Source organism: Novosphingobium sp. KA1, from assembly GCF_017309955.1.
Taxonomy (GTDB): Bacteria; Pseudomonadota; Alphaproteobacteria; order Sphingomonadales; family Sphingomonadaceae; genus Novosphingobium.
Genome location: NZ_CP021247.1, coordinates 2,191,394 through 2,217,379 on the forward strand (window position 1 = coordinate 2,191,394; position 25,986 = coordinate 2,217,379).

Sequence of the window (25,986 nt, forward strand, 5' to 3'; positions counted from 1 at the left end):
AGGGCGCCGCCATGTTCGACGTCGGTGCATCCGAACTCCTGTTGATCGTCATCGTGGCGGTCGTTGTCATCGGTCCCAAGGACATGCCTCTGGCGATGCGCACGGCGGGTCGCTGGATCGGCAAGATGCGCAAGATTTCCGGACACTTCCGCGCCGGCATAGACGCCATGGTGCGCGAGGCCGAACTGGAGGAGATGGAGCGCAAGTGGCGTGAGCAGAACGAGGCCATCATGAAGGCCAACCCCGTTCTGCCCACCGCCGAGGAAATGCTGCCTCCGCCGTCCCCCATGACACCGGCCGAGATCCCTGCCGGGGACAAGCCGCTGGCCGATGCAGCCGCTTCTGCGCCAGCGCCGGAAGCGGCACCCGCGCCGGTCGCTACGACCAAGGCGGAACAGGCGGAGTTCCATCTGCCGCCTCCACCTCCCTGACCTTCTGTAAAGCGCCCGCATGCAGCCTTTCCGCATCTCCGACATCGACGACACCCAGGCGCCGCTGCTCGATCACCTGATCGAGCTGCGCGCCCGTCTGCTGCGCGCCTTCCTGGCTTTCGCGGCGGCCTTTGCCGTGTGCTTCTATTTCTCCGGCGACATCTTCTCCTTCCTCGTGCGCCCGCTCACCGAAGCGTTCCCGCCGGGGCAGGGCAAGCTGATCTACACCAAGCTCTACGAAGCCTTTTTCGTGGAAGTGAAGATCGCGCTGTTCGCGGCGTTCTTCGTCTCGTTCCCGGTGATCGCCAACCAGATCTGGGCCTTTGTCGCCCCCGGCCTCTACGCCAAGGAAAAGAAGGCGTTCCTGCCGTTCCTGGTGGCGACGCCGATCCTCTTCACGATGGGCGCGGCGCTGGCCTACTATGTGGTGATGCCGACGGCGTTCCACTTCTTCCTCGGCTTCGAGGGGCAGAAGGGCGGCCTCAAGCTGGAAGCCCTGCCCGGCACCGGCGACTATCTTGCGCTGGTCATGCAGTTCATCCTCGCCTTCGGCATCTCGTTCCTGCTGCCGGTGCTGCTGATGCTGCTCAACCGCGCGGGGATCATCACCCGCGCCCAGTGCGTGGGGGCCCGACGCTATGCGATCGTCGGGGTGTTCATCATCGCCGCGGTGGCGACGCCGCCGGACGTGGTCTCGCAGCTGCTGCTCGCGGTGCCGCTTTTGCTGCTCTACGAAGGCACGCTGATCGTGATGTGGTTCACCGAGCGTTCCTCGGCGCGCGAGAAGGCAAAGGCCGAGGCGGAAGCACCGGTTGAAGCCGTCGTAGAGTGAGAAGGTGAAAAGCAGGGGAGCATAGCCCCCCTGCACCCCCATTACCGTCTCCGTGGTGCCTAGCTGTTTAGTCCCAACATGTGATGGTTAGGTTTGACGATAAAGATGTGAGGCTTTGATTTCCAGAGTTCCTCGACAGCTTCGTAAGGCGTTCGGAACTTGAGCGCCTTGAGCTGCTTGGCGAAGTTGTAGGCGGTCAGCCAGTCACGGACGTGCCGTCGCAGTTCGTTGATCGAGGCGTAATGGAAGGATTTGACGGTCGCCTCCTTGATGGTTCGCACCATGCGTTCGGCCTGCCCGTTGGTCCAGGGATGATAGGGCTTGGTTAGCCGGTGCTCGATACCGTTTTCCTGACAGACGCGGCCGAAGATGTGCGGGAAGGACAGGCCGGTGCCACGCTCGAACTGGGCGAACTGCACGCCGTTGTCGGTGAGGATGGTGTGAATCTTGTAGGGCACCGTCCTGATCAATGCTTTCAGGAAGCCGGCTGCGACCAGCTTCGTCGCTCTGCGATAGATGCGTGCGAAGACCAGCTTGGATGTGCGGTCCACGGCGACATAGAGGTAGGCCTTGCCATCCTCATAACGCAGTTCGGCGATATCGATGTGGAAGTAGCCGATCTCGTAGTTCTTGAACTTCTGCGGCTTCTCGCGATCGGCTTTGGGCAACTGGCTGATCCCATGCCGTTGCAGGCAGCGATGCAACGACGAGCGGCTCAGATGCGGGATCACGTCCTTGAGCGCGATGTAAACATCGTCGAGTGGCAGCCGGGCCTGCACCCGCAGCGCCACGATCGCGGCTTCCTCCATTGGGGAGAGCACAGTGCTGCGCCGCTCCCTCGGTCCCATCGGCAAGTCTTCCACCGATTGCCGCTTGCGCCACTTCAGGACCGTTTTCTCGTTGATCCCGTACTTCTTGGCGAGGTGCGCGACCGAAGCTTGCGATCGCTGTAGCTCTGCTCGAATGGCGTGCGTGGTCTTGGCGCTGCCATGGAGAACCTGGCCCATAAATCCCTCCGCTGTGATGGGGATACTTTTACACCATCACATGTTGGGACCAAACACCTAGCCTATCCGTCGCGCGCGCACGGCTGCGTCGGGAGCCTAATAGGCTGCGCCGCAAGGGGCGCACCGCCGATAGGCTGGGTGGTACGAGGACATTATGAGGGTCTGGGGGATCATCCCCCAGAACTTTACTTCTCTTCGACCTTCTTCTCCGGGATCACCCGATCCTTGGCCGAAGACCACGCCATCTGCCCGCCGATCCACGTTTCCATCACCTTGGTCGCGCGCAGCTGCACGGGTGTGGCGGTCATCGGATCGACATCCACAAACAGGAAGTCCGCGCGGTAGCCCTTGGCGATACGGCCGAGGCGGTCCTCGGCGAACATCGCGTAGGCCGCGCCCGTGGTATAGGCATTGAGCGCGGCTTCGCGCGAGAGGATTTCCTGCGGCTGCCATCCGCCGGTCGGCTGTCCATCGGCGCCTTCGCGCGAGATGGCGACGGCCATGCCCACGAAGGGTTCGGAAGGTTCCACCGGAGTATCGGACCCGAAGGCCAGCTTCGCGCCGGTCGCGGCGATGGATTTCCACGCATAGGCCCCGGTCAGGCGCTGCGCTCCGAGGCGGGCTTCGGCCATCGTGCGGTCCGAGGCTTCGTGCTGCGGCTGCATAGAGGCGATCACGCCGAACTGGCCGAAACGCGGGATGTCCGTGGGATCGACGATCTGGGCGTGCTCGATGCGCCAGCGCCGGTCACCCTTGTAGGTGGCGGACAGCTCGGCGATGGAATCGAGCACGGTGGCGTTGGCCTCATCGCCGATGGCATGGACGGCGATCTGGAAGTTGTCGATCGCCGCGCGGCTCATCAGGTTGCCGAGCTGGGTCTGGTTCATGCGCGGCAGGCCGGTGGTGCCGGGTGCATCGGCATAAGGTGCCTTGAGCCAGGCCCCGCGCGAGCCAAGCGCGCCGTCGAGGAACAGCTTCACACCGTTCATCTTGAGCTTGTCGCCATAGAGCCACGGGGTGGGGTGCGGGCCGCCGATCAGCACCATGTTGTCGATGCTGTCGGCGTAGGACACCACGCGGATGCGCAAGTTGCCGAGGTCGGCGGCGCGGCGGAAGGCCTGCCAGTCCTCGATCGAGGTGCCCATGTCGGCAATCGCGGTGACGCCCTCGGCCAGCAGGGCAAGTTGCGCCTCGCCGAAGGCGGTGTCGCGGTCTTCGGGCCGGGGCCTGGGCACTTTCGCCTCGATGAGCGCCATGGCGCCGTCGACAAAGACGCCCGCCGGGGCCTTGGAGCCGGCCGTGCGCAGGATTTCGCCGCCCCGGGGATCGGCGGTGGCGGCGGTCACGCCGGCGGCGGCGATGGCGGCGGAGTTGGCCCAGCCGGCATGGCCGTCGACACGGCCGAGCCACGCGGGCTTGCCGCCGGTGGCGCGGTCCAGCTCGGCGGCGGTGGGCATGCGGTCCAGCCCCCACTGCACCTGGTTCCAGCCGGTGCCCAGGATCCATGGCAGGTCGGGATGCGCGGCGGACCATGCGGTCACGCGCGAGAGCGCCTCGTCCAGCGTCCTGGCCATCGACAGGTCGAGCGTCATCTTCGCAAAACCCGTCGCCATGACGTGGCCATGGGCATCGATCATGCCCGGCACGACATTGCGGCCCTTGCCATCGACCTGATAGGCGACCTTTTTCGGCCGCTTGTCACCCTTGTGGAACACTTGCGCGACGCGGCCCTGATCGTCGATCAGGAAGCCTTCGAAGCGTTCGACGCCGCCCTTGCCGTCGCCGGTGACGCCGTTGACGTTATCGACCAGCACGTCTGCATGCGCCGTGCCGAAAGCGGAGCCGGTCACGGCCGTCGATGCGAGCAGCAGGGCAAGCCCTGCGCCTTTCCTGAAATTCACGAAATACCCTTCTTCGGCAGGCGCTTGATGATCGCGCTCGTATCGAGGCGGCCTCCGCCCTGGGCCTGGATGTCGGCAAAGAACTGGTCGATCAGCGCCGCGACGGGAAGCGAGACGCCGAGCCCGCGCCCTTCGTCGAGGCTGAGGCCGAGATCCTTGCGCATCCAGTCGATCGCGAAGCCGAAGTCGAACTGGTCGGCGTTCATCGTCTGCCAGCGGTTGTCCATCTGCCACGATTGCGCCGCACCGCCCGAGATCGCCTCGTAGACCTTGTCCATGTCGAGGTGCGAGGCCTGCGCGAAACGGACCGCCTCGGCAAGGGCGGCGACATTGCCGGCGATGCAGATCTGGTTGGCCATCTTGGCGATCTGGCCGGAGCCGGCCTTGCCGACATGGACGATGCGGGCCGAATAGGCCTCCATCACCGGGCGCGCGGCCTCGATCGCCTCGTCGCGGCCGCCGCACATCAGGGTGAGGGTGCCCTGTTCGGCGCCGATCTGCGAGCCGGTCATCGGCGCGTCGACGCAGTGGATGCGCAGGTCCCGCGCCTCGACCGAGATCTGCCGCGCGATGCGCGCGGAGACGGTGGTGTGGTCGATGAAGGTCGCGCCCTTCTTGAGCATGCGGAACACGCCGTTGGGGCCGAGCACGACTTCGGACAGGTCATCGTCGTTGCCCACGCAGGTGATCACCACTTCGGCGTCCTGCGCCGCATGCGCCGGATTGGCGGCAATGCGGTGGACAAGGCCGGGATTGTCGTCCGACCACTTCCGCGCCCGCTCGGGCGAGCGGTTGTAGATGGTGAGTTCGTGGCCCGCCAGGGCGATGTGCCGCGCGATGGCGCCGCCCATAACCCCGAGGCCGATGAAGGAAACCTTGCGTCGCTCGCTCATGACATTCTTTCTAGCGCGTTTTGCACGAAAGCAAACTACGGCCTGGCGCTTATCCCGTACCTTGCGACCGGAAATCGTGCCTCCTCGTGCACATGGGAATGCACGGTGCGCAAGCGCGTTTGTGCAATAAAATTGCCATGACGGCATGAATTGCGCTTTTTCATGACGCGAGCCTTTCCATCTCCGGTGCTTTCCGTTAGGCGCGGCCCTCTATGGAACAGCCAATGCTCAAGATCGCCGAGGAGCCCGTCGTGGCCCCCCTCACCGCCGAAGACGTGCGCGCGGCGGCTGGGCGAATTATCGGCAAGGTCGTCCGCACCCCCACGCTCCACTCGACCACCTTGAGCGCGATCACCGGGGCCGACATCTGGCTCAAGTTCGAAAACCTTCAATTCACCGCCGCCTACAAGGAACGCGGCGCCCTCAATGCCCTTCTGCTGCTGGATGAGGAACGCAAGTCGCGCGGCGTCATCGCCGCCTCGGCGGGCAACCATGCCCAGGGCCTGTCCTACCACGGCACCCGTCTTGGCGTGCCCGTGACCATCGTCATGCCGCGCACGACGCCGACCGTGAAGGTCATGCAGACCGAGAGCGTGGGCGGCAAGGTCGTGCTCGAAGGCGAAAGCTTCGACGAGGCCTATGCCCATGCGCGCAAGCTGGAAGCCGAACTCGGCCTGACCTTCATCCACCCGTTCGACGATCCGCACGTCGCAGCGGGGCAGGGCACTGTCGCGCTCGAAATGCTGGAAGACGTGCCGGATCTCGACACGCTGGTGTTGCCGATCGGCGGCGGCGGCCTGGCGACCGGCATGGGTACGGCCGCGCGCGCGATCAATCCCGAAATCCGGCTCGTCGGCGTCGAGGCGCAGCTCTATCCCTCGATGTACAACCTGCTGAAGGGCTCCAGCCTGCCGATCGGCGGGGACACGCTGGCGGAGGGCATCGCCGTGTTCTCGCCGGGAGCGATGACCTCGACCGTACTGCGCGGCCTGCTCGACGAGTTCCTGCTGGTCAGCGAATCGGGTATCGAGAGCGCGCTGGCACTGCTGCTCCAGATCGAGAAGACACTGGTGGAAGGCGCCGGGGCGACCGGCCTTGCCGCGGTCATGGCCAACCGCGAACTGTTCGCGGGCCGCAAGGTCGGCATCGTGTTGTCGGGCGGCAATATCGATACGCGCCTGCTGGCGAACGTGCTGCTGCGCGACCTCGCCCGTTCGGGCCGCCTCGCCCGTCTCAAGATCGGCCTGCAGGACCGGGCGGGAGCCTTGTTCAAGGTCGCCAAGGTGTTCCAGGAGCACAATGTGAACATCATCGAGGTGTTCCACCAGCGTATCTTCACCCACCTGCCGGCCAAGGGCCTTGTCACCGAGATCGAGTGCGAGGCGCGCGACAGGGCGCAGCTCGATGCGCTGGTCTCGGCCCTGCGCCGCGAAGGCTACGAAGTGCGCCAGGTCGAGACCGACTGAAGGTTTTGGTCCCGGCAGTCGCAGCGGATCAATTAATCCGGTTCTTTCAGAGGCCTCGGAGCAATTCCGGGGCCTTTGTCATGTGCCCGCGAAACGCCCCGTTCCGGGACAGGCAGCAGGCGGATGGAGTGGTTCGATCCGATTTCGTCGCCGACACCTCCACTTTTGTGGTTAAAAGACTTTCAACGCGGCGAACGGCTATGCATATTCAGGGCAGACACGGATAGAAGGGTTAAGCAACAGCCCGGCTTCCGCCAGCCAGAGGATAGATTTCGCCCGTGACGGCTCCCGTTCGCTTTCCCCGGTTTTTCGTGACCAGCCCGGCGCCGTGCCCCTATCTGCCGGGGCGCAGCGAACGCAAGGTCTTTACCGAGCTGAAGGGCGCCCACGCGGATTCGCTCAACGATGCGCTGGGCCGGATCGGGTTCCGCCGCAGCCAGACGGTGGCCTATCGCCCCTCCTGTCTCGATTGCAGCGCCTGCATTTCGGTGCGCGTCGTCGCCGGTGCGTTCGAACCCTCGGGCACGCAGAAGCGCCTGATGAAGCGCAACGGCGATCTTGTCGCCACCGTCTGCCGCCCGTGGTCGACCAGCGAGCAGTTCGAACTGCTCCAGCGCTATCTCTCGGTGCGCCATCCCGAAGGCGGGATGACCACGATGGACGAAGTCGATTTTGCCGACATGGTGGAGCATACGCCGGTCACCAGCTACGTGGTCGAATATCGTGAGCCGTCGCCGGACGGGGTTACGCCGGGCCGCCTCGTCGGCGCCTGCCTGACCGACCGGCAGTGCGACGGGCTGTCGATGATCTACAGCTTCTACGATCCGCACCATGACCGGCAGGGGCTGGGCACTTACATCATCCTCGATCACATCCAGCGCGCCACCGAGATGGAACTGCCCTACGTCTATCTCGGCTACTGGGTCGAAGGTTCGCCGCGCATGCAGTACAAGGTGCGCTTCCGGCCGATGGAAAAGCTCGGCCGTTCCGGCTGGGAGCGTTTTGGCGCCGAGGAGCAGGATCGCCTGATCGCGGCCGCCGTTGCCAATCCGCGCAGCCGGGCCGACCTTGGCGAGAATGCGCGCAAGGACGGGGTTCCCTCGATCGCCGGCTGAGCTTCGGGGGCGATCTGCGGCTTTGCCAGTCGGGAGAGGTGCATGCCGGTTACGGGTATTGGCGGATTGTTCTTCCGCTCCAGCGATCCACAGGCGCTGATGGCGTGGTATCGCACCCATCTCGGCATCGCCTCTGAGGATCCCTATCGGTGGATGCAGCAGGCGGGCCCGACGGTGTTCATGCCGTTCGGGCGCGACACGGCCTATTTCCCCGCCGATCGCCAGTGGATGATCAATTTCCGCGTGACCGGGCTGGACGCGCTGCTTGCGGCCCTGCGGGAGGCCGGCATCGAGGTCCTGACCGATCCCGCGTGGGACGGGCCGGAGACCGGGCGTTTTGCCCGCATCCATGACCCCGAGGGCAATCCGGTGGAGTTGTGGGAGCCGCCCTTGGGCTGATGGCCGGCCTGATTTGCGGGATCCTGCTTCCCCGCGTCCTCAGTGCGCGCCGCCTTCGCCAAGCGGAGCCAACTCGTCGATTGCCGCCGGCTTGCGGTGGGCGGCCAGGCAGCTCAGCACCGCGGTGATCAGCAGCACGAAGGCGGCCACTTCGAACAGCGTGGGCAGGCGGTGTTCCCAGATCAGCGCGTAGATCAGCGCGAACAGCGTTTCGAACAGGATCATCTGGCCCACCAGCGTAAGTGGCAGCAGCCGGCTCATTCGGTTCCACAAAGCATTGCCGGCGATCGAGGCGAGCACGGCAACTCCCAGCGAGACGATGAGAAAACTGCTCCACTGGCTGCTCGTGCGCGCGGCATCGGCCTGCCACAGCGCAATCGGGATCAGCAGCACGCTCTGCAATCCGGTGACGACGCCAAGCAGCAGGTTCCAGTCATGCGCCGACACCGCCTCCAGCCGCGCGAGCCAGCGGCTGTTGCCGATCGCGAAGGCGCTCCACGAGGCGAGCGCGCCGAACGCGCAGGCAAGGCCGATCACGCGGTTGGCGAGCGACGTCTCGCCGGGCGCGGCGATGGCCTGCCAGCCGATGCACAGCACGCCTGCCGCGCAGAGCAGCAGCGACGGGGCCAGCTTCGCGAGCGGAACCGCGCCGTGGTCGCGGCTGCCGACAACGGTTACCGTCACCGGCAGGAAGCCGACGATGATCGAGGTCATGGCGATGCCGCCGATATGCACGGCGTTGGCCAGCAGGATGAAATAGGCGGTATTGCCGGCCAGCGCGAGCCAGACGAGCGCGATCCACGCCGCGCGCGACATGTGCGCGGTCACCGCTTTCCACCGCGGTGCCAGCAGCAAGGCGGACATCGCGCCATAGCAGGCATAGCGGCCGATGGTCAGTTCGAGCGGGCTGAACGCGCGCACGAGTTCCGGAGCCAGGAACACCAGCCCCCAGAATGCGCCCGCGCCGGCACCGCAGAGCACGCCCAGCCATGTCGAGCGCGAACCGCCCGTGCCAGCCGCAATGCTTCCCGCCAATGCCATCTACCAGCCTCCGCCTGAATTGATGCGGCGAGACATATCATCACAGGCGTGAGGAATGCGCTCTTGATTTAGGCTTCAAACGCAACAAAAGCTCACCCTGTGGCCAAAAACGCAACATCGCTTCGCCCGCGCCTCGATTCGTTCGACCGGGCGATCCTGCGCATTCTCCAGCAGGACAACCGCACGCCGCAGCGCCGGATTGCCGAGGCGGTGAACCTGTCCGCCGCCGCCGTGCAGCGCCGGATCGCGGCGATGGAGGAGGCCGGCGTCATCGCCCGCAATGTCGCGCTGGTCGATCCGCAGGCGCTGGGGCAGGACATCACCTCGATCGTCCAGGTGACCTTGCGCGACGAGCGCGCCGCCACCGTCGATGCGGCCAAGGCCCTGTTCCAGGCGCGCGGCGAAGTGCAGCAATGCTATTACGTGACCGGCGGGATCAGCTTCGTGCTGGTGATCGTGGCCAGCGACATGCGCGCCTACGAGGCGCTGACGCGCGAACTCTTTGCCGAGAACGACTGCGTGGCCGCCTATGCCTCGCTGATCGCGCTGGACCGGGTGAAAGTGGACACCGGTATCGTCATTCCCGCAGCGGTCTGAGCAGCGCCGGAAGCGCAGGCAGAACCTCGTGTTAACCAGGTTCTGCCACATTGCCGGCGGATCGGGGCGGGCGCCCATGGACGGATGCGGCATGGCAGAGCGGGACAGCACGGGGCATTTTGGCGGACTGGACGGCCTGCGCGGCGTGGCGGCCATGGCGGTCGCGGCCAATCATGCCTATCGCGTGCTGGGCTTCCAGCTGCTGGTCCATGGCTACATGGCCGTGGATTTCTTTTTTATCCTCAGCGGTTTCGTGATCTCCCATGCCTATCAGGAGCGGCTTCGCGGGGGCATGACGCTGGGCCGTTTCGTGCAGGCGAGAGTGGACCGGCTCTATCCGATGGTGATTCTCGGCGTCGGCGCCGGAGCGCTGGCCCTGGTGCTTGGTCTCGGGTTCGAATGGAGCGCCGTGCTGCCTGCCGCGGTCCTGCAGGTGCTGTTGCTGCCCGCGCCATTCCTTCACGCCTATGACGATTTCATCTGGCCGCTCAACCCGCCGGCATGGTCGCTGTTCTGGGAAGTGCTGGCGAGCCTGGCGTTTGGCCTGGGTCTGTTCCGTCTGGGCAACCGGGTGCTGGCGGGCATCTTTCTGGGCTTTGCTTTGTGGCTGGGGGCCGCCGCGCTGCGCTGGTCGACGGTGGAGGTCGGATATGTCGCGGCCAATGCGCTCGAGGGCCTGCCGCGCACGGCGGTGTCCTTCACGCTGGGCATGCTGATCTGGCGCGGGTGCAAGGCCGGACTGCTGGACCGGCTCCGCAATCGGCCCGCGCCGGCTCTCTGGCTGGTCGCGGCCCTGCTCATGGCGGTGTTCCTGATCCCGGGGCGCTCGGGTTATGTCGACATGCTGCTGATCCTCGTGATCCTGCCCGGGCTGCTGCTTGCGGGCGTGCTGTGCGGGGCGGCCTCGGGGGTGTGGAACTGGGCGGGGCGGATCTCCTACCCGCTCTATCTTGTGCACTTCCCGATCCTGTTTGCGATCGAGCCGTTTGTGCGGCCCGACATGAGCGCGGTGGAGCGCGGCCTGTGGTTTGCAGGCTATCTTCTGGCCGCGCTTGTCGGGGGCTGGCTTGCGGCCGTGTGCTGGGACGAGCCGGTCCGCCGCGCCCTGCGGCGCTGGCGCAAAGCGCGGGCCGCGGCGCCCGGCGGAGCCGTTCCGGCCCCGGAGGTTCCGGTGTTGCTGGGCCGCTGATCAGGGGGCGGCGTAAAGCGCGGCCTCGTCCGCACGGCGCGACCTGAGGCCGTTCATCGGTTTGCGGTCGTTGTAGATCCACCTCGCGAACTCGGCCTGCGCTGCGGCAAAGCGGCCCTGCTTGTGCAGCTTGCCGAGGGTGGAGGAGGTCAGCGCGCCGGTGTTGTAGTGGAACGAGACCAGGGCATCGAACTGGTTCGGCGTGGTCGGCGCGGACCCCAGGAACTGCGCGACCGCATCGACGAACCGCTGCACGTCGGCCGTAAAACGCGCGTCGCACTGCTCCTGTGTCCAGACGGTGCCGGGGCCGATGTCCGCGCCGGTCGAGCCCCAGCCGATCGTCCAGGGGGTGCCGTCCGTGCTGCCGGGGTCGGGATAGGCCTCGATACGGCCATCGGCGCGCTTGCGGGCGCAGCCCTCCCATTTGCGGATGAGCGCGCTGCCGGCCTGTCCCAGCCTGTATGCGGGAGGCGCGGTGTCGTGGTCCGCCGCTTTGGCGATCGAGGCCCTGTCGATCGCGGCATCGAGACGGGTCACTTCCTCCCGGCTGAAGCCGCGTCCGAGCAACTGGCGCACTTCATCGAAAATGGGCTTGCGATCGAGCATGGCGCCTCTCCGTCACTGTGAGAAAGGCCGATCAAGTAAGCCGGAACCGGGGCTGTAGGAAAATGGTTTTTCGAAGGGTCACAACTTGCGCAGCACGCCGCTGACCGGAATCGCGATACTGCTGCCCGCCGCCACGGGCTGGTCGAGCAGGGTGGCCTGCGCGCCGTCGTCGGCGGTCACGGTGATGGTATCGGCCGATGGCGTGCCGGTTTTGCGGAAGGTGAGCGTGCCGCCGCCCAGCGTCGGCAGCGAGACCGTGCCGGTCCCGGCAGCGGCAATGGCTGCGGCGATGTCCTCGGGCGTCCGGTATCCGGCAAGCATGTGGCTGCGCACCAGGGCGGTGAGGGCGGCATGGTCCTGCGCTTGCGTCACGGCCTTGGCCTTGTCGCCCAGCGCGTCGAAGGCGTCGTCCTCGGGGGCAAGCAGGGTATAACTGCCTTTGCCGGCAAACAGGCGTTCCAGCCCGGTGGTCTTGAGCGCTTCGGCCATTGTCTGCAGGCCGTCGGCATCGTCGAGCATTTCCGGCAGGGTCTCGTTTGCGGTGGTCGCTTCGGTGGTATCGCTGGAAGAGCTGGTCGCAGGCGTTTCCCCCGAACAGGCGGCAAGCATCAGGGCAGCGGCGAGGAACGGAGCGGCAAGGAGGGCTTTGCGCATGGGGCGAAACCTCGAGAGGAACAGGTCGGGCGAGCGGCGCCATGGCGCCCGGAACCGGGCTTGTGGCGAGCCCGTTCGGTAGGTTGTCCTGCCTGAATAGCGGCCGAACGCGGCGGCGCAGCGGCGCTATGCGCAAAGGAATAGGGCGCCCGGACAAAGTCCGGACGCCCCGCTCGGTGAACCGATTTCCCCCTCGCCGCCCTTGGGAGAGCGGAGAGGCAGCGCGGATCAGGCGCTGTAGTACATGTCGAACTCGACCGCCGACGGCGTGGTTTCCCAGCGCAGCACTTCGGGCCACTTGAGTTCGAGGTAGGCTTCGATCTGGTCCTTGGTGAACACGCCGCCTTCGAGAAGGAAGTCGTGGTCGGCGGCCAGCGAGTCGAGCGCTTCACGGAGCGAACCGCAGACGGTCGGCACTTCGGCGAGTTCGGCCGGCGGCAGATCGTAGAGGTTCTTGTCCATGGCGTCGCCAGGGTGGATCTTGTTCTTGATGCCGTCGAGGCCGGCCATCAGCAGCGAGGCGTAGCACAGGTACGGGTTGGCCATCGCGTCGGGGAAGCGGAATTCCACGCGCTTTGCCTTGTCGCCCGCACCGTAGGGGATGCGGCACGAGGCCGAACGGTTGCGCGCCGAGTAGGCGAGCAGGACGGGGGCTTCGTAGCCCGGCACCAGGCGCTTGTAGCTGTTGGTGGTCGGGTTGGTGAAGGCGTTGAGGGCCTTGGCGTGCTTGATGACGCCGCCGATGAAGTACAGGCACATGTCCGACAGACCGGCATAGCCGTTACCGGCGAACAGCGGGCTGCCCTTGTCCCAGATCGAGATATGCGTGTGCATACCCGAGCCGTTGTCCTTCATGATCGGCTTCGGCATGAACGTGGCGGTCTTGCCGTAAGCCTGCGCAACCATGTGCACGACGTACTTGTAGATCTGCATGCGGTCGGCGGTCTGGACCAGCGTGCCGAAGGTCAGGCCGAGTTCGTGCTGGGCAGCGGCCACTTCGTGGTGGTGCTTGTCGCAGGGCAGGCCCATTTCGAGCATGGTCGAAACCATTTCGGCGCGAATGTCGACAGCTGAGTCGACCGGGGCGACCGGGAAGTAGCCGCCCTTGGCGCGCGGACGGTGGGCAAGGTTGCCCTGCTCGTACGACTTGTCCGAGTTGCCGGGCAGTTCGATGTCGTCGATCTTGAAGCCGTTGCCTTCATAGCCGTCGTAGAACTTCACGTCGTCGAACATGAAGAATTCGGCTTCGGGGCCGACGTAGACGGTGTCGCCGAAACCGGCCGACTTGACGAACGATTCCGCGCGCTTCGCGGTCGAACGCGGGTCGCGGGCATAGAGTTCGCCGGTCGAGGGTTCGACGATGTCGCAGAACAGGATCAGCATCGGGGTGGCCGAGAACGGATCGACGTAGGCGGCGTCGAGGTCGGGCTTGAGGATCATGTCCGACTCGTTGATGGCCTTCCAGCCTTCGATCGACGAACCGTCGAACATCAGGCCGTCTTCCAGCTCGTCCTCGCCCAGGACCGACGAAACCATGGTGAGGTGCTGCCACTTGCCCTTGGGGTCGGTGAAACGCAGGTCAACCCACTCGATTTCCTCGTCCTTGATCTTCTTGAGGACGTCCTTTGCACTAGCCATTATCGTGGTTCTCCAGTGATGCTCTTCCGATCCCGAAAGAGACTTTTGGGTTTTGGCATTCGGTATGGCGGGAATGGGCGGCCCCCCGACCACCCATTCCCGGTCCGGCCCGTCCTTGTTCAGTCAGGGGCCGGAAAAAGCTCTTGGCGGGAAGCCGCGTCCACCAGGCCGCGGACGATCCCCTTCCCGGGCATTCGAGGCGGCGCGCGCTTAGAGCGCGTCGTCGTCCCGCTCGCCGGTGCGAATGCGCACGGCGGTTTCGATCGGCACCACGAAAATCTTGCCGTCGCCGATGCGGCCGGTCTGCGCGGCGTCGGCAATCGCCTCGACCACGCGGTCGGCCAGAGCGTCGGGAACGACCACTTCAAGCTTCACCTTGGGCAGGAAGTCGACGACGTATTCGGCGCCGCGATAGAGTTCGGTATGGCCCTTCTGGCGGCCGAAACCCTTCGCCTCGGTGACGGTGATGCCCGAGACGCCGACTTCGTGCAGCGCTTCCTTCACTTCATCGAGTTTGAACGGCTTGATGATCGCTTCGATTTTCTTCACGCCTGCCTAGACCCCTGCGGTTGTTTCCCGGCTTCTTCCGATGAGGAGTCCGGTCCCGGGAACCAGCTGCCTCGCGCGCGATTCCCAACTCAAGAATCGTGCCAATGCGGATGGGAAAGTCCTAGGCGAACTGTGCAGGCGCGAAAAGCCCGGATTTGCACCTTTTCGATAGCCGTTAAGCAGTCTTGTGTGGGTGAATCCCCATTCAGGCACAATATCTGTTCAAGAAATGGGCAGGGCTTGCCTGAAAATTGTGCACCCGCTGCCTGCTGGCAAGGCGTCGAGGCGCGCCGACCGGTCGCGTGGTTAACGCCGCCCTGGCGCGTTAACGAAAAACGCCGCAGGACCGGATCGGACCTGCGGCGCTCATGTTCGTATACGAGAAGGCGTTTGTCTAGAGGCGGAGGCCCGCCGTCTCGGGAAGACCGGCCATCAGGTTGAGGTTCTGCACCGCAGCACCGCTCGCGCCCTTGCCCAGATTGTCGAGCATGGCGACCATGCGCGCCTGCGACCCGTCCTGCGAACCCAGTACACGCAGCGTCAGCGTGTCGACCGGATCCATCGAGGCGCGCAGCAGCAGTTCGCCCGGCTGGTCGTCGACCACGGTGACGATCTCGCTGCCCGCATAGAACGCGGCGAGGGCGGCACGCAGTTCGGCCGGGCTTCCCGCCTTGGGCATCATCGAGAGATGCAGCGGTACCTCGACCAGCATGCCGCGATGCGCGGGCACGACGGCGGGGGCGAAGATCGGCGCGTGGGTCAGGCCGGCATGGGTGGTCATTTCCGGCACATGCTTGTGGCCAAGCGCCAGGCCATAGGCCCGGAAGGCGATGTCGCGGTCTTCCTCGAAGTGCGCGATCAGGGCCTTGCCGCCGCCCGAATAGCCCGAGACGGCGTGGCACACGTAAGGCCAGTCGGCGGGCAGCAGCCCGGCGCGCACCAGCGGCGCGACCAGCGCGATGAAGCCGGTGGGATAGCAGCCCGGATTGCTGACGAAACGCGCGGCGGCGACGGTCTCGCGGCCGACCACTTCGGGGAAGCCGTAAGTCCACTCCGGCGAAACCCGGTGCGCCGAGGAGGCGTCGATCACGCGGGTGGTGTCGTTGCGGATCATGCCGACGGCGGCCCTGGCGGCATCGTCGGGCAGGCAGAGGATCACGAAATCGGCGGCATTGAGCGCTTCGGCGCGGGCGCCGTCGTCCTTGCGGCGCGCCTCGTCCAGCACGATCAGTTCGAATTCGCTGCGACCGGCAAGCCGTTCGGCGATTTCGAGCCCGGTGGTGCCTGCGGCCCCGTCGATGAAGACGCTCTTTGCCATGATCTGGGCCATTACTTCACGGCCTCGATCTGCGCGAGCGAAACATAGCCGACCTGGCCGTCCTCGCCCAGCTGCCCCCAGGCCCACTGGCCGGCGATGTCGAGCACGTTGAAGGTCTCGCCCGCGGGAAGATCGCGAATCGCCTCGGCCTCGTCACGCCCGAAGCTGCGCAGCACGGCGCCGTCCAGGATCGTGTGCGGCATCGGCACTGCATAGTGCGGCACGAAGTAGCGGCCTGCGAGCTTGATATGCGCAAGGTCGCCGCGCACGGGCAGGCAGCCGGGATCCGCGGTCACGCTCGGCCCCGTCATGGCAAGCTGCTTTTCGGCAAGCGAGCCGTCGATCAGGGGGCGGGTATAGGAATCCTCAGTGGCCAACGCGGGGGAATCTCCAAAAGCAAAGATGCGCGCGCTTAGCGATGCTTCGCCGATTTCGCAACATCAGCTGCCGGTCGGGGTGTAGCGCTGCTGCAACAGGTGCCATGCCGCGCGCAGGCCCAGCGCCTCGCCGCCCTTGGGGCGGCCCGGCTTGGCGACGGGGCGCCACGCGAAGGTATCGAAGTGAATCCAGTCGGTTCCGGCGGGCACGAAGCGGTCGAGGAACAGCGCGGCGGTGCTGGAACCGGCAAACCCGCTCGATCCGGCATTGTTGATGTCGGCGATGTCGGACTTCAGGTATTCGCGGTAACCCTCGTAGAGCGGCAGGCGCCAGCAGGGATCGTCGACGGCAAGTCCGGCGTCGAGGATTTCCTGTGCGGTGCGGTCCTCGCGGGTGAACAGCGCGGGAAGGTCGGGCCCCACGGCCACGCGGGCGGCGCCGGTCAGGGTGGCGAAGTCGATCACCAGTTCGGGCTCCTTCTCGCCCGCGCGGGCCAGCGCATCGCCCAGGATCAGGCGGCCTTCGGCATCGGTGTTGCCGATCTCGACCGAGATCCCGGCGCGGCTTTTCAGCACGTCGCCGGGGCGGAAGGCATTGCCGGCGATGGCGTTCTCCACCGCCGGGATCAGCAGGTGCAGGCGCACCGGCAGCTTGGCACCCATGATCAGGCGGGCAAGGGCGAGGGCGTGGGCGGCGCCGCCCATGTCCTTTTTCATCAGCAGCATGCCCGCGCCCGGCTTGATGTCGAGCCCGCCCGAATCGAAGCAGACGCCCTTGCCGACGACGGCGATCTTCGGATGCCCGGGATCGCCCCATTCCAGCTCGATCAGGCGCGGCGCGTGGGAGCGGCCCGCCGCACGGCCGACGGCATGGACCATCGGATATTCGCGTTCGAGCATTTCACCGCGCGTGACATGGATTTCCGCGCGGAACGCCTTGGCCAGCCCTTCGGCTTCGGCTTCGAGCTGGCCGGGGCCCATGTCCTCGGCGGGGGTATTGACGAGATCGCGGACCAGTTCGGTCGCGTCCGCTGCGGCGATCACCGCGTCGATCGCCTTGACCTCGGTGGTGAGGAGAATGCGCGGGCCTTCGTCCGAGGCGTCGGAACGGTAGCGGTCGAACCGGTACTGCCCGGTGATCCAGCCGAGCAGCGCCTTGCCGGCCTCACCCCCGGAGCAGCGATAGGTGCCTTCGGGCAGCACGTCGGCCAGCTTGCCAAGGCACCACGAAGTGAGCGCGGCGGGGTCGGCGACGCCGGCGGCGACCGCCCAGCCGTCGCCGTCCGCGAAGATCGCGTGGCTGCCCGCCTCGCCAGTGAATTTCTGCGCGTCGAGCGCGGCACGCTGGGGCGCCGAGAGGCCCTTGAGGAACGGCTCCAGGCCATCCTTGTTCAGGAGGTGGATGGTCACGGCCTTCTGGCCGCGATCGGGCTGAATCAATGCGTTCTTGTCGCTCATGGCGAGATTCTCTAGCCTTCCCGGGGGCGGTAGCCGAGAGGAAAATGATGCGAATTCGTAGTTGGTTGGCAGCGTCTGCTGCAATGGGCCTGATTTTGCTGGCGGGTTGCAAGGGTGATCCGGTGCCGGCCACCACCGCGACGGCCTCCGAGGCGCCGGTCGAGGCGGCAAGCGAGGATGCCGGTACCCCCACCGATGATGCCAGCACCGTGCCCGCGGGCGGCGCCCGCTCCGAAAAGGACGAGAACGATCTTTACGAGTTCACCTACTCCTATCCCGATGCGGTGGGCGCGATCCCCGGCCTCAAGGCCGCGCTCGACAAGCAGCTCGAGGCGCAGCGCGCCGAACTGATCGCCTCGGCCAGGGAAGACCGCGCCGAGGCCAGGAAGGACGGGTTCCCCTATCACGCGCACAGTTATGGCGAGGACTGGAAGGTGGTGACGAGCCTGCCCGGCTGGCTGTCGATCTCCTCCGAGTTCTATACCTTCTCCGGCGGTGCGCACGGGATGAGCGGTTCGGATACGCTCTTGTGGGATCGCCATGCCGAGACGGCGCGTGCGCCCGTCGATCTTTTCACCAGCAAGGCGGCGTTGACCAAGGCGCTGCAGGGGCCGTTCTGCGATGCGCTCGACAAGGAGCGCGCCAGGCGCCGCGGCGCGCCGGTGGTGCGCGGCGATGACGAGATGTTCAGCGACTGCATCGATCCGCTCGACCAGGTGGTGATCCTGGGCTCCAGCAACGGGCAGACTTTCGATCGCATCGGCGTGCGGGTGCCGCCTTACAACGCGGGGCCTTATGCCGAGGGCAGCTACGAGATCACCCTGCCGGTAACGGGCGCGGTGATGGCGGCGCTGAAACCGCAGTACCGGACCAGTTTCTCGCTGGGAAAGTGAACTCTCCCCCAAACGCAACCGGGCCTGCGCAGTCCTGATTCGCAATTTCGGTTCATGCCCGCTATCTTGGCGGGCATGACCGAATACCAGATCGTAGAGCCCGGAAGCGAAACCGTCCTGCGCGACGGCACCATCAAGTTGCACGGACCCGAAGGGTTCGAGGGCATGCGCAAGGCGGGCCGCCTTGCCGCCATGATTCTCGACGAGATCGCGCCGATGGTGCAGCCCGGCGTCACCACCGCCGCCATCGACGACAAGGTCCGCGAACTGACGCTGGACGGCGGCGCGGTGCCCGCCACGCTTGGCTATCGCGGTTATGCGCATTCGTGCTGCATCTCGATCAACCACGTGGTCTGCCACGGCATTCCGTCGGAAAAGACCATCAAGGACGGCGATATCGTCAATATCGACGTGACTCCGCTGCTGGATGGCTGGCACGGCGACACCAGCCGCATGTATCTGGCCGGCGACGTTTCGCTGAAGGCCCGCCGCCTCGTCGACGTGACTTACGAATGCCTGATGATCGGCATCGAGCAGGCCAAGCCCGGCAACCGCGTGGGTGACATCGGCGCGGCGATCCAGGCCTATGCCGAATCGTTCCGCTACGGCGTCGTGCGCGAATTCTGCGGCCACGGCCTCGGCCGCTTGTTCCACGATGCGCCCGAAGTGGTCCACGCCGGTCGCCCCGGCACCGGCCCGCTGCTCAAGCCGGGCATGTTCATGACCATCGAGCCGATGATCAACCTCGGCAAGCCGCCGGTGAAGCTGCTGTCGGACGGCTGGACGGCGGTGACGCGCGACAAGTCGCTCTCGGCCCAGTTCGAGCATTCGATCGGCATCACCGAGACCGGCTGCGAGATCTTCACGACCAGCCCCAAGGGCCTGCACAAGCCGCCTTACGCTTGATTGAAATCCGGCCGCAGGCCGGATTTGCGGCACCAGCCCAGGCCCCACCCTAGGCCCCCACCCCACGCCCCCACCCGACCTCCCACGAGTGTATCCTGATGGAAGGTCGGGTGGGGGCGTGGGCTGGTGCCGCGCAAAATGCGCTTTCTGCACATTTTAAAAAACGGTCGCGGGTTTAGCCCGCCTGTGCGCGGTAGAAACGGGTCGTGCTATGCTGCTCGCCAGGAGGGTCGCGGCCGTTCGCTTATTGGTGGCATGATACCCCGTTAAAAAACGTGGCCCGTGGGCAGTTGCGCACTTGAGAGTGGTGGCATCGCACAGCGGTGACCCCGGTTAGGAAAATGACGGTTTGCATCGCCCATGCCCTCCCGTTCTGGAGGAGTTGTGGAATGAGTAGATCAAAAGCGGCGAAGGTCGGTGATATGCCGATGATTGTGCCGGGCGCGGCGGCGATCGATATCGGATCGACCATGCACATGGCAGCGGTCAATCCCGACGCCGATGATCGGCCCGTACGCGCGTTCAACACATTCACCGGGGACCTGCATGACATGGCGCGCTGGTTCAAAGCGTGCGGCGTCACAAGCGTGGCGATGGAGTCTACCGGCGTCTACTGGATCCCGGCTTTCGAGGTGCTGGAGGAGCACGGGTTCCACGTCATCCTCGTCAATGCGCGGTATGCAAAGAATGTCCCCGGCCGCAAAACCGATGTGAATGATGCGTCATGGCTTCAGCGGCTGCACAGCTACGGCCTCTTGCGTGGCAGTTTTCGCCCCAAAGCCGGGGTCGCCACGTTGCGGGCCTACATGCGGCAGCGTGAGCGACTGATCGAGTACGCGGCATCGCATATCCAGCACATGCAGAAGGCGCTGATGGAGATGAATGTGCAATTGCACCACGTCGTCTCCGACATCACCGGCGCCACGGGCATGCGTGTTATCCGGGCCATCGCCGACGGCGAGCGCAACCCCGCCACCCTTGCCCAGATGCGTGACGTTCGATGTCATGCCAGCACCGAGACAATCTGTTCCGCCTTGACCGGCAACTGGCGCGATGAACACGTCTTCGCGCTGTGCCAATCGCTTGCGCTATTCGACTTTTACCAGCTCAAGATCGTGGAGTGCGACCGAAAGCTGGAGATTGCGCTCCGGGACCTAGAAGGCGGCGACGGGTACGACATTGCCCGTTTGCCGAAGGTTCGGACCAGGACCAAACAAGTGAACGCGCCGGACTTTGAAGTTCGTTCTGCGCTCTATCGCGTGCTGGGAGTAGACTTGACCCAGATCCACGGCATTGGACCATCGCTGGCCCTCAAGCTGGTCGGAGAGTGCGGCACTGACCTTGCGGCGTGGCCAAGCTCAAAGCACTTTACATCATGGCTGTGCCTGGCGCCGGGCAACAAGATATCGGGCGGCAAGCTGCTATCATCGAAAACGCGCCGATCATCGAGCCGGGCGGCGGCGCTGCTGCGCCTTGCGGCAACTACGATAGGCCGGACTGATACCGCGCTCGGTGCATTTTACCGCCGTCTGTCTGCAAGGGCAGGAAAGGCCAAGGCTGTGACCGCCACCGCGCGCAAGCTCGCCGTGTTGTTCTACAACGCGTTGCGTCACGGGATGGCGTATAGTGACCCCGGTGCAGCCCAATATGAAGAACGGTATCGCAGCCGGGTAATCGGCAATCTCCAGCGCCGCGCGAAAGCCTTCGGCTTCTCGCTCCAGGAACTGCCGTCAGAGCCTGAGACAGCTGTTTCTTAGGAATGCCGCTTGAGACAGGCGCGATATCGCCCCGGCGCACGGGCCGGGGCGTGACCTGACGCGCGGGCCATGACAGCCTCCCCGGCAAAACGAGGGAGAGAGTGACATGGCCCCCGTGGCGACGGACCTGACCGGCGGGGTTCCCGAGGACCGTGAATTCGTCGTGGCTGAAAAGCCCGACGATGGCCTGCGCGATGCCGTGAACGTCTGGATCGAGGAGGAAGGTGGCCTCTTCGCCATGCGTATCGGCGTCGAGGCGGTGGGCTCGCACTGGGATCGCCACGAATTCTGGCTGGACGTCGCCTTTGCGGACGGCCGCCTGCTTTCCAGGCGCGGTGATGGCGAGACGCATTCGCCCTACGGCGCGGATGGCCGCCCCACCGTGCGCGGCACCGGTCCGGTCCGCTTCGAATGCGTGGAGCCGTTCCGCCGCTGGACCGCGACCTACAAGGGGCAAGTCGCCGAAACCACGGCGCAGGAAATCATCGACAACCCCGATTTCGAGGAGGTGGCATGGGCCGACCTCGAAATCTCGGTAGACATGGAAATGGCCGCACCGCCCTGGGTGCCGGGCTCGCTCCTGCCCGAAGCGGCCGAAGCGCTGGGCGGCGAGCAGGGCAGTTTCATGAGCCCGCGCTACGAACAGCTCTTCCGCTGCACCGGGACGCTCACCGTCAATGGCGAGAGCCGCCCGTTCAAGGCCAACGGCCTGCGCATCCGTCGCACCGGTTTCCGGGCCTTTGCCGGGTTCTGGGGGCATTGCTGGCAAAGCGCTGTCTTCCCCGGCGGCCGCGCCTTCGGGTTCAACATCTACCCGCCGCGTGAGGATGGGGGGCTTAACTACGCCGAAGGCTGGATCATCGATGCCGACGGCACCCGCACTGCCGCGCGTCCGGTAGCGGTGCCGTGGCTGCGGCGCTTCCTGACCGGGGGAGAGGACGTGTCCTTTGTGTTGGAGACCGTGGACGGCCGCCGGGTGGAGATCGCGGGCGAGACCTTCGCCAATACCCGCTCACGCGGCGGGCACGTGCTGCCGCCGGACTGGCCGAGGGACTTCCCGCTCGTGCAGCAGAGCCACGCTTTCTACACCTGGGACGGCGAGCGGACGACCGGCATGATCGAGCGATCGAGCAAGCCGAGTGTGATGGAGCTTTAGGGCGCGGCACCAGGTTTGGATGCCCGCTCCAACCAAACCCTAATACACTCCGTCGTCCCCGCGAAGGCGGGGACCCCGCTTTTCTTGAGACGTAGCGCGAAGGCAGCGGGGCCCCCGCCTTCGCGGGGGCGACGGGTGGTGTCGGTGGCCTTACGGCTCGCCGGTGCTGCTGCCGCCCTCGGCCGGTTCCAGAAACACCAGGCGAAAATCCTCCCGCTCCACATCCGCCAGCGTGTGCTGGGTGAAGTGCAGCAGCCCATCCTCCGGGTGCAGGAAATCGCGCGCCCCGCCTTCGCGCGCGAGCACCGACTGGCTCTCCCATCCTGCGCGGAACTCCGGGCAGTGGTTCTGCAGCCATTCCACCACGGCAGCGACGCGCGGATCGGCCATCACCCGGCCATAGTCGCGGCGGAACTCGGCGAGCAGGCGCATGGCGCGGGTTTGCCAGTCGGGCAGCAGCGTGCGCGCGGCGGGGTGGGTGAACACATATCGCAGCAGGTTCGGCGCGCTCTCGCTGTCGAACAGCCCGGCAAACAGGCGGCGCGCGGCGGCGTTGGCGGCGCAGACCGACCATGCGGGATCGAGCGCATAGGCCGGGAAGGGCAGGGCGGCCACGGCCGCGGTGATCGCGGGCGGCGCCGCTTCGCGCGGGGCGGCGAAGGGATCGGCGGGGTCGCGGCGCTCGGCGAGGGAAAACAGGTAGTCGCGCTCGGCCGGCGACAGGCTGAGCGCGCCGGCAAGGCGGCCGAGCGTTTCGGCCGAAGGGCGAACCTCGCGCCCCTGTTCGATCCAGGCGACCCAGGTGGTGCCGATGGCGGCGCGCGCCGCCAGTTCCTCGCGCCGCAGGCCGGGTGTGCGGCGGCGGCGGCCATGGCCTTCGGGGGCCAGCCCCTCCCGGCGGGCGCGGACAAAGGCACCCAGCAGACGGCGTTGTGCTTCGGTGGACATGGCAGCACTTATAACAGGATAATTATATCCATTGTAACAGGCTAAATCGGGTTCATGAGGAGCGCCGAAAGGAGATCGACCATGACCGATCAAAGCCAACATGCCCCTACGCAGCATGGGCTGGCGCAAAGCCAGTTCGGCGAAATGTCCGCCGCTTATGTGGAAAGCACCGTCCATGCCGCGGGCGCCGACCTTCAGACCATTGCCGCCCGCGCGCTTGTCGCGGCGCCGCGCCATGCGCTCGATCTCGGCGCCGGCGGCGGGCATGTCGGCTATGCGATGGCGCCCCATGCCGCGCAGGTCATGGCCTGCGATGTGTCGCCCGAGATGCTGGAGGCGGTGGCGGCCGAGGCGGCGCGGCGCGGCCTTGCCAATATCGCCGTGCAGGCCGCCCCTGCCGAAGCGCTGCCGTTCGCGGAGGGTGCGTTCGATTTCCTCGCCTGCCGTTTTACCACCCACCACTGGCGCGATGCCGAGGCCGGTCTGCGCGAGGCGCGGCGCGTGCTCAAGGCGGGCTCGCCGGCGATCTTTGTCGACGTGGTGGCCCCTGCCGATGCGGCGGCGGACACCCATCTGCAGGCCGTGGAACTGCTGCGCGATGTCAGCCATGTGCGCGATTACACGGCGGCGCAGTGGACCGCGATGCTCGGCCGGGCCGGGTTCACCGTGCGCGAGGTCCGCACCGCGCGGCTGCGCATGGACTTTGCCACCTGGACGGCCCGGATGCGCACGCCGCCCGAACGGGTGGCGGCGATCCGCGCGCTTCAGGCCGTGGCCCCGGCGGAAGTGGCGGCGTGGTTCGGGATCGAGGCGGACGGCTCGTTCACCATCGATACCGTGCTGATCGAGGCGGTCTGAAACGGAAGCGGCGACGACCGGGGCGGCGCCGCGAAATGCGCGTTTCGCGAATTTCGCGGCGGGCCTCTCAGAACGAGATCACCGCCTCGCCGATGGCATCCCAGACTTGCGCCAGTTCGTCGTCGCCGATGCAGTAGGGCGGCATGACGTAGACGGTATTGCCGAGCGGACGCAGCAGCACGTCGCGTTCGCGGAAAAAAGCCATCAGGCGCGGGGCGAGGTCGCTCATGTAGCCGGTCTCGCCGCTGGTCTTGAAGTCCAGCGCGGCGATCGTACCCAGGCTGCGCGGATTGTCGAAGTGGCAGAACCGGCCGAGTTTATCGAGCCAGGCCGCCTGCTTTTCGGCCAGCGCGCCCACCCGTTCCAGCACCGGTTCCTCGCGCCAGATGGCGAGGTTGGCCGCCGCCGCCGCGCAGGCGATCGGGTTGGCGGTGTAGCTGGAGGAGTGGAAGAACATCCGCGCCCGGTCGGCCGCGTAATGGGCCTCGAAGATCGCCTCGCTGGCCATGGTCACGGCAAGCGGCACGGCGCCGCCGGTGAGCCCCTTCGACAGGCAGAGGATGTCGGGCACCACGCCGGCCTGCTCGCAGGCGGTCAGCGTGCCGGTGCGCCCCCAGGCGGTCATCACTTCGTCGGCGATGAACAGGACGCCGTGCCTGGCGCAGATCGCGTGCATCGCCTTCAGTGTGCCCGCCCCGTAGAACAGCATGCCGCCTGAACCGAGCACCAGCGGCTCGACGATCAGCGCGGCGGTATCCGGCAGGCGGCAGAGCGCCTCGAGGGCATCGAGCGTTGCCTGCTCGGCCCCGGCGGCGGGGAAGGGAATCCGGCCCACGTCAAACAGCAGCGGGTCGTAGGGCCGGTTGAACACCCCGCGCGCGCCCACCGACATCGCGCCGATGGTGTCGCCGTGGTAGGAATGGTCCATCACCACGATGCGGTGGCGCCTTGCGCCTTTGCCGTCCTCGGCGCGCCAGTGCCAGTAGCCGAGCGCCATCTTCAGCGCCACCTCGACACTGGTGGAGCCCGAATCCGAGAAGAATACCCGCGTCAGGCTTTGCGGCATCAGCGCGCGCAAGGCTTCGGCGACCTGCTCGGCCGGCTCGTGCGTCCAGCCGGCGAAGATCAGCTGGTCGAGCTTGCCCGCCTGCTCGGCGATGGCGGCCATGATGCGCGGGTGGCAGTGGCCGTGCGTCGTCACCCACCAGGACGAGATCGCGTCGATCACCGCGCGGCCGTCCGCCGTGTGCAGCCTTGCCCCTTCGGCGCGCGTCACCAGCGGCACCGGCTCCTGCAGGCCGTGCTGGGTGAAGGGATGCCAGATCGAAGACGTCATGCTGCCCCCGTCTCTGCCGTGAAATCGGCAAGGGTGAAGTGTGCGGCAAAGGCCTCGCGCAGCGCCTCGGGCGTCAGCGGCGTGACATGCGGCAGGCGGCCGAGGCGGCGGACCTTGCCCATTGCGCAGATCGTGGCCTCGCTGTCTTCCTGCGCTTCGCCGACAAAGGCAACGCCCAGCACTGCAACACCGCGCGCGCGCAGCGCCTCGATGGTCAGCAGCGTGTGGTTGATCGTGCCCAGCACGGTGCGGGCGACAACGATCACCGGCGCCTGCCAGCGCGCGAACTGGTCGGCATAGGTCATGCTGCGCGAGAGCGGCACCAGCGCGCCGCCGGCGCCTTCGACCACCAGCGGACCATCGATGCGGGGCAGGGCGAGCCGGGCGGGATCGATCTCGACCCCGTCGATCTCGGCGGCGCGGTGGGGGGAGCAGGGGGTGGTGAGCCGGTAGGCTTCGGCCAGCACCTTGTCGCGCGGGAGGCCCGAGAGGCGGGCGACACGGTCGGCATCGCCGCCGTCCGCTTCCAGCCCGGCCTGCACCGGCTTCCAGTAATGCGCGCCAAGCGCGCCCGCGAGGGCCGCGGCGAACACGGTCTTGCCGATTTCGGTATCGGTGCCGGTGACGATCAGGGGCGTTGCGATGAATGTGCTCATGGGCG

Annotated in this window: 26 protein-coding genes; 12 read left to right on the forward strand and 14 right to left on the reverse strand. The window is 66.3% G+C overall.

Translation table 11 applies throughout. The features are described from left to right. Positions 1-11 precede the first annotated feature (11 nt). Together tatB and tatC are read left to right on the forward strand one after the other, a co-directional pair. Positions 12-431, forward strand: coding sequence for a Sec-independent protein translocase protein TatB (gene tatB / locus CA833_RS10640; protein WP_207078006.1), 420 nt, complete (start codon positions 12-14; stop codon positions 429-431). A 19-nt stretch (positions 432-450) separates the two neighbouring features. Then, positions 451-1,263 (forward strand): twin-arginine translocase subunit TatC, encoded by an 813-nt coding sequence (tatC, locus tag CA833_RS10645; protein ID WP_142635467.1) that lies wholly within the window; start codon positions 451-453, stop codon positions 1,261-1,263. A 59-nt stretch (positions 1,264-1,322) separates the two neighbouring features. Here the strand turns inward: tatC and CA833_RS10650 are convergent, their stop codons facing one another. The 3 genes from CA833_RS10650 to CA833_RS10660 form a co-directional block, all read right to left on the reverse strand. Then, the gene (locus CA833_RS10650; RefSeq protein ID WP_207078007.1) at positions 1,323-2,270 is read right to left on the reverse strand and encodes an IS481 family transposase; all 948 of its coding nucleotides are present in this window, start codon (positions 2,268-2,270) and stop codon (positions 1,323-1,325) included. 185 nt (positions 2,271-2,455) lie between these two features. After that, positions 2,456-4,171, reverse strand: coding sequence for an amidohydrolase (locus CA833_RS10655; protein WP_370584498.1), 1,716 nt, complete (start codon positions 4,169-4,171; stop codon positions 2,456-2,458). Next, the gene (locus tag CA833_RS10660) at positions 4,168-5,064 is read right to left on the reverse strand and encodes an NAD(P)-dependent oxidoreductase (protein ID WP_142635465.1); all 897 of its coding nucleotides are present in this window, start codon (positions 5,062-5,064) and stop codon (positions 4,168-4,170) included. The genes CA833_RS10655 and CA833_RS10660 overlap by 4 nt, the downstream gene beginning before the upstream one ends. A 212-nt stretch (positions 5,065-5,276) precedes the next feature. Between CA833_RS10660 and CA833_RS10665 the strand changes: the two genes are divergently transcribed. The 3 genes from CA833_RS10665 to CA833_RS10675 all read left to right on the forward strand — a co-directional run bounded on the left by CA833_RS10665 (position 5,277) and on the right by CA833_RS10675 (position 8,044). After that, positions 5,277-6,530, forward strand: coding sequence for a threonine ammonia-lyase (locus CA833_RS10665; RefSeq protein ID WP_142635463.1), 1,254 nt, complete (start codon positions 5,277-5,279; stop codon positions 6,528-6,530). Positions 6,531-6,808: 278 nt separating this feature from the next. Continuing rightward, positions 6,809-7,645 carry an arginyltransferase gene (locus CA833_RS10670; protein WP_142635461.1) on the forward strand — a complete coding sequence of 279 codons (837 nt, stop codon included), beginning with the start codon at positions 6,809-6,811 and terminating at the stop codon, positions 7,643-7,645. Between the two features lie 42 nt (positions 7,646-7,687). Further along, positions 7,688-8,044 (forward strand): VOC family protein, encoded by a 357-nt coding sequence (locus CA833_RS10675; RefSeq protein WP_142635459.1) that lies wholly within the window; start codon positions 7,688-7,690, stop codon positions 8,042-8,044. 39 nt (positions 8,045-8,083) lie between these two features. Here CA833_RS10675 and CA833_RS10680 read toward each other — a convergent pair whose 3' ends face one another. Next, a complete protein-coding gene (locus tag CA833_RS10680; RefSeq protein WP_207078008.1) occupies positions 8,084-9,085 on the reverse strand; it encodes a DMT family transporter in 1,002 nt (333 codons plus the stop codon). 99 nt (positions 9,086-9,184) lie between these two features. Between CA833_RS10680 and CA833_RS10685 the strand changes: the two genes are divergently transcribed. Continuing rightward, a complete protein-coding gene (locus CA833_RS10685; protein ID WP_207078009.1) occupies positions 9,185-9,682 on the forward strand; it encodes an Lrp/AsnC family transcriptional regulator in 498 nt (165 codons plus the stop codon). Between the two features lie 91 nt (positions 9,683-9,773). Beyond that, positions 9,774-10,871 carry an acyltransferase gene (locus CA833_RS10690; RefSeq protein ID WP_207078010.1) on the forward strand — a complete coding sequence of 366 codons (1,098 nt, stop codon included), beginning with the start codon at positions 9,774-9,776 and terminating at the stop codon, positions 10,869-10,871. Here the strand turns inward: CA833_RS10690 and CA833_RS10695 are convergent, their stop codons facing one another. The 7 genes from CA833_RS10695 to CA833_RS10725 all read right to left on the reverse strand — a co-directional run bounded on the left by CA833_RS10695 (position 10,872) and on the right by CA833_RS10725 (position 17,471). Continuing rightward, the gene (locus tag CA833_RS10695; RefSeq protein ID WP_207078011.1) at positions 10,872-11,477 is read right to left on the reverse strand and encodes a lysozyme; all 606 of its coding nucleotides are present in this window, start codon (positions 11,475-11,477) and stop codon (positions 10,872-10,874) included. Positions 11,478-11,555: 78 nt separating this feature from the next. Next, positions 11,556-12,131, reverse strand: coding sequence for a fasciclin domain-containing protein (locus CA833_RS10700; RefSeq protein WP_142635449.1), 576 nt, complete (start codon positions 12,129-12,131; stop codon positions 11,556-11,558). Positions 12,132-12,359: 228 nt separating this feature from the next. After that, on the reverse strand, positions 12,360-13,769 hold the full coding sequence (glnA, locus tag CA833_RS10705; protein WP_142635447.1) for a type I glutamate--ammonia ligase: 1,410 nt from the start codon (positions 13,767-13,769) through the stop codon (positions 12,360-12,362). Positions 13,770-13,979: 210 nt separating this feature from the next. Beyond that, the gene (locus tag CA833_RS10710) at positions 13,980-14,318 is read right to left on the reverse strand and encodes a P-II family nitrogen regulator (protein ID WP_142635445.1); all 339 of its coding nucleotides are present in this window, start codon (positions 14,316-14,318) and stop codon (positions 13,980-13,982) included. 394 nt (positions 14,319-14,712) lie between these two features. Next, on the reverse strand, positions 14,713-15,636 hold the full coding sequence (gene argC, locus CA833_RS10715; RefSeq protein WP_207078012.1) for an N-acetyl-gamma-glutamyl-phosphate reductase: 924 nt from the start codon (positions 15,634-15,636) through the stop codon (positions 14,713-14,715). 11 nt (positions 15,637-15,647) lie between these two features. Beyond that, positions 15,648-15,947 carry an SH3 domain-containing protein gene (locus CA833_RS10720; RefSeq protein WP_207080052.1) on the reverse strand — a complete coding sequence of 100 codons (300 nt, stop codon included), beginning with the start codon at positions 15,945-15,947 and terminating at the stop codon, positions 15,648-15,650. Between the two features lie 129 nt (positions 15,948-16,076). Further along, on the reverse strand, positions 16,077-17,471 hold the full coding sequence (locus CA833_RS10725; protein ID WP_207078013.1) for a M17 family metallopeptidase: 1,395 nt from the start codon (positions 17,469-17,471) through the stop codon (positions 16,077-16,079). Between the two features lie 83 nt (positions 17,472-17,554). Between CA833_RS10725 and CA833_RS10730 the strand changes: the two genes are divergently transcribed. The 4 genes from CA833_RS10730 to CA833_RS10745 all read left to right on the forward strand — a co-directional run bounded on the left by CA833_RS10730 (position 17,555) and on the right by CA833_RS10745 (position 22,183). After that, a complete protein-coding gene (locus CA833_RS10730; RefSeq protein WP_207078014.1) occupies positions 17,555-18,364 on the forward strand; it encodes a DUF4163 domain-containing protein in 810 nt (269 codons plus the stop codon). 75 nt (positions 18,365-18,439) lie between these two features. Continuing rightward, positions 18,440-19,270: a type I methionyl aminopeptidase gene (map, locus tag CA833_RS10735; RefSeq protein ID WP_142637874.1), complete on the forward strand. Its 831-nt coding sequence runs from the start codon at positions 18,440-18,442 to the stop codon at positions 19,268-19,270. Between the two features lie 389 nt (positions 19,271-19,659). Next, positions 19,660-21,027 carry an IS110 family transposase gene (locus tag CA833_RS10740; RefSeq protein ID WP_242526036.1) on the forward strand — a complete coding sequence of 456 codons (1,368 nt, stop codon included), beginning with the start codon at positions 19,660-19,662 and terminating at the stop codon, positions 21,025-21,027. Positions 21,028-21,133: 106 nt separating this feature from the next. Then, entirely contained in the window at positions 21,134-22,183 is a 1,050-nt protein-coding gene (locus CA833_RS10745) for a hypothetical protein (protein WP_207078015.1), read from the forward strand. A 150-nt stretch (positions 22,184-22,333) separates the two neighbouring features. Here CA833_RS10745 and CA833_RS10750 read toward each other — a convergent pair whose 3' ends face one another. Beyond that, positions 22,334-23,131: a helix-turn-helix domain-containing protein gene (locus tag CA833_RS10750; RefSeq protein WP_142635435.1), complete on the reverse strand. Its 798-nt coding sequence runs from the start codon at positions 23,129-23,131 to the stop codon at positions 22,334-22,336. Between the two features lie 81 nt (positions 23,132-23,212). Here CA833_RS10750 and CA833_RS10755 point away from each other — a divergent pair, with 81 nt between their 5' ends. Continuing rightward, positions 23,213-23,989, forward strand: coding sequence for a class I SAM-dependent methyltransferase (locus CA833_RS10755; RefSeq protein ID WP_242526037.1), 777 nt, complete (start codon positions 23,213-23,215; stop codon positions 23,987-23,989). A gap of 67 nt (positions 23,990-24,056) precedes the next feature. Here the strand turns inward: CA833_RS10755 and CA833_RS10760 are convergent, their stop codons facing one another. Beyond that, positions 24,057-25,325 carry an adenosylmethionine--8-amino-7-oxononanoate transaminase gene (locus CA833_RS10760; RefSeq protein WP_207078016.1) on the reverse strand — a complete coding sequence of 423 codons (1,269 nt, stop codon included), beginning with the start codon at positions 25,323-25,325 and terminating at the stop codon, positions 24,057-24,059. Beyond that, positions 25,322-25,981 (reverse strand): dethiobiotin synthase, encoded by a 660-nt coding sequence (gene bioD, locus CA833_RS10765; protein WP_207078017.1) that lies wholly within the window; start codon positions 25,979-25,981, stop codon positions 25,322-25,324. Before bioD ends, CA833_RS10760 begins: the two co-directional genes overlap by 4 nt. Positions 25,982-25,986: the final 5 nt, after the last annotated feature.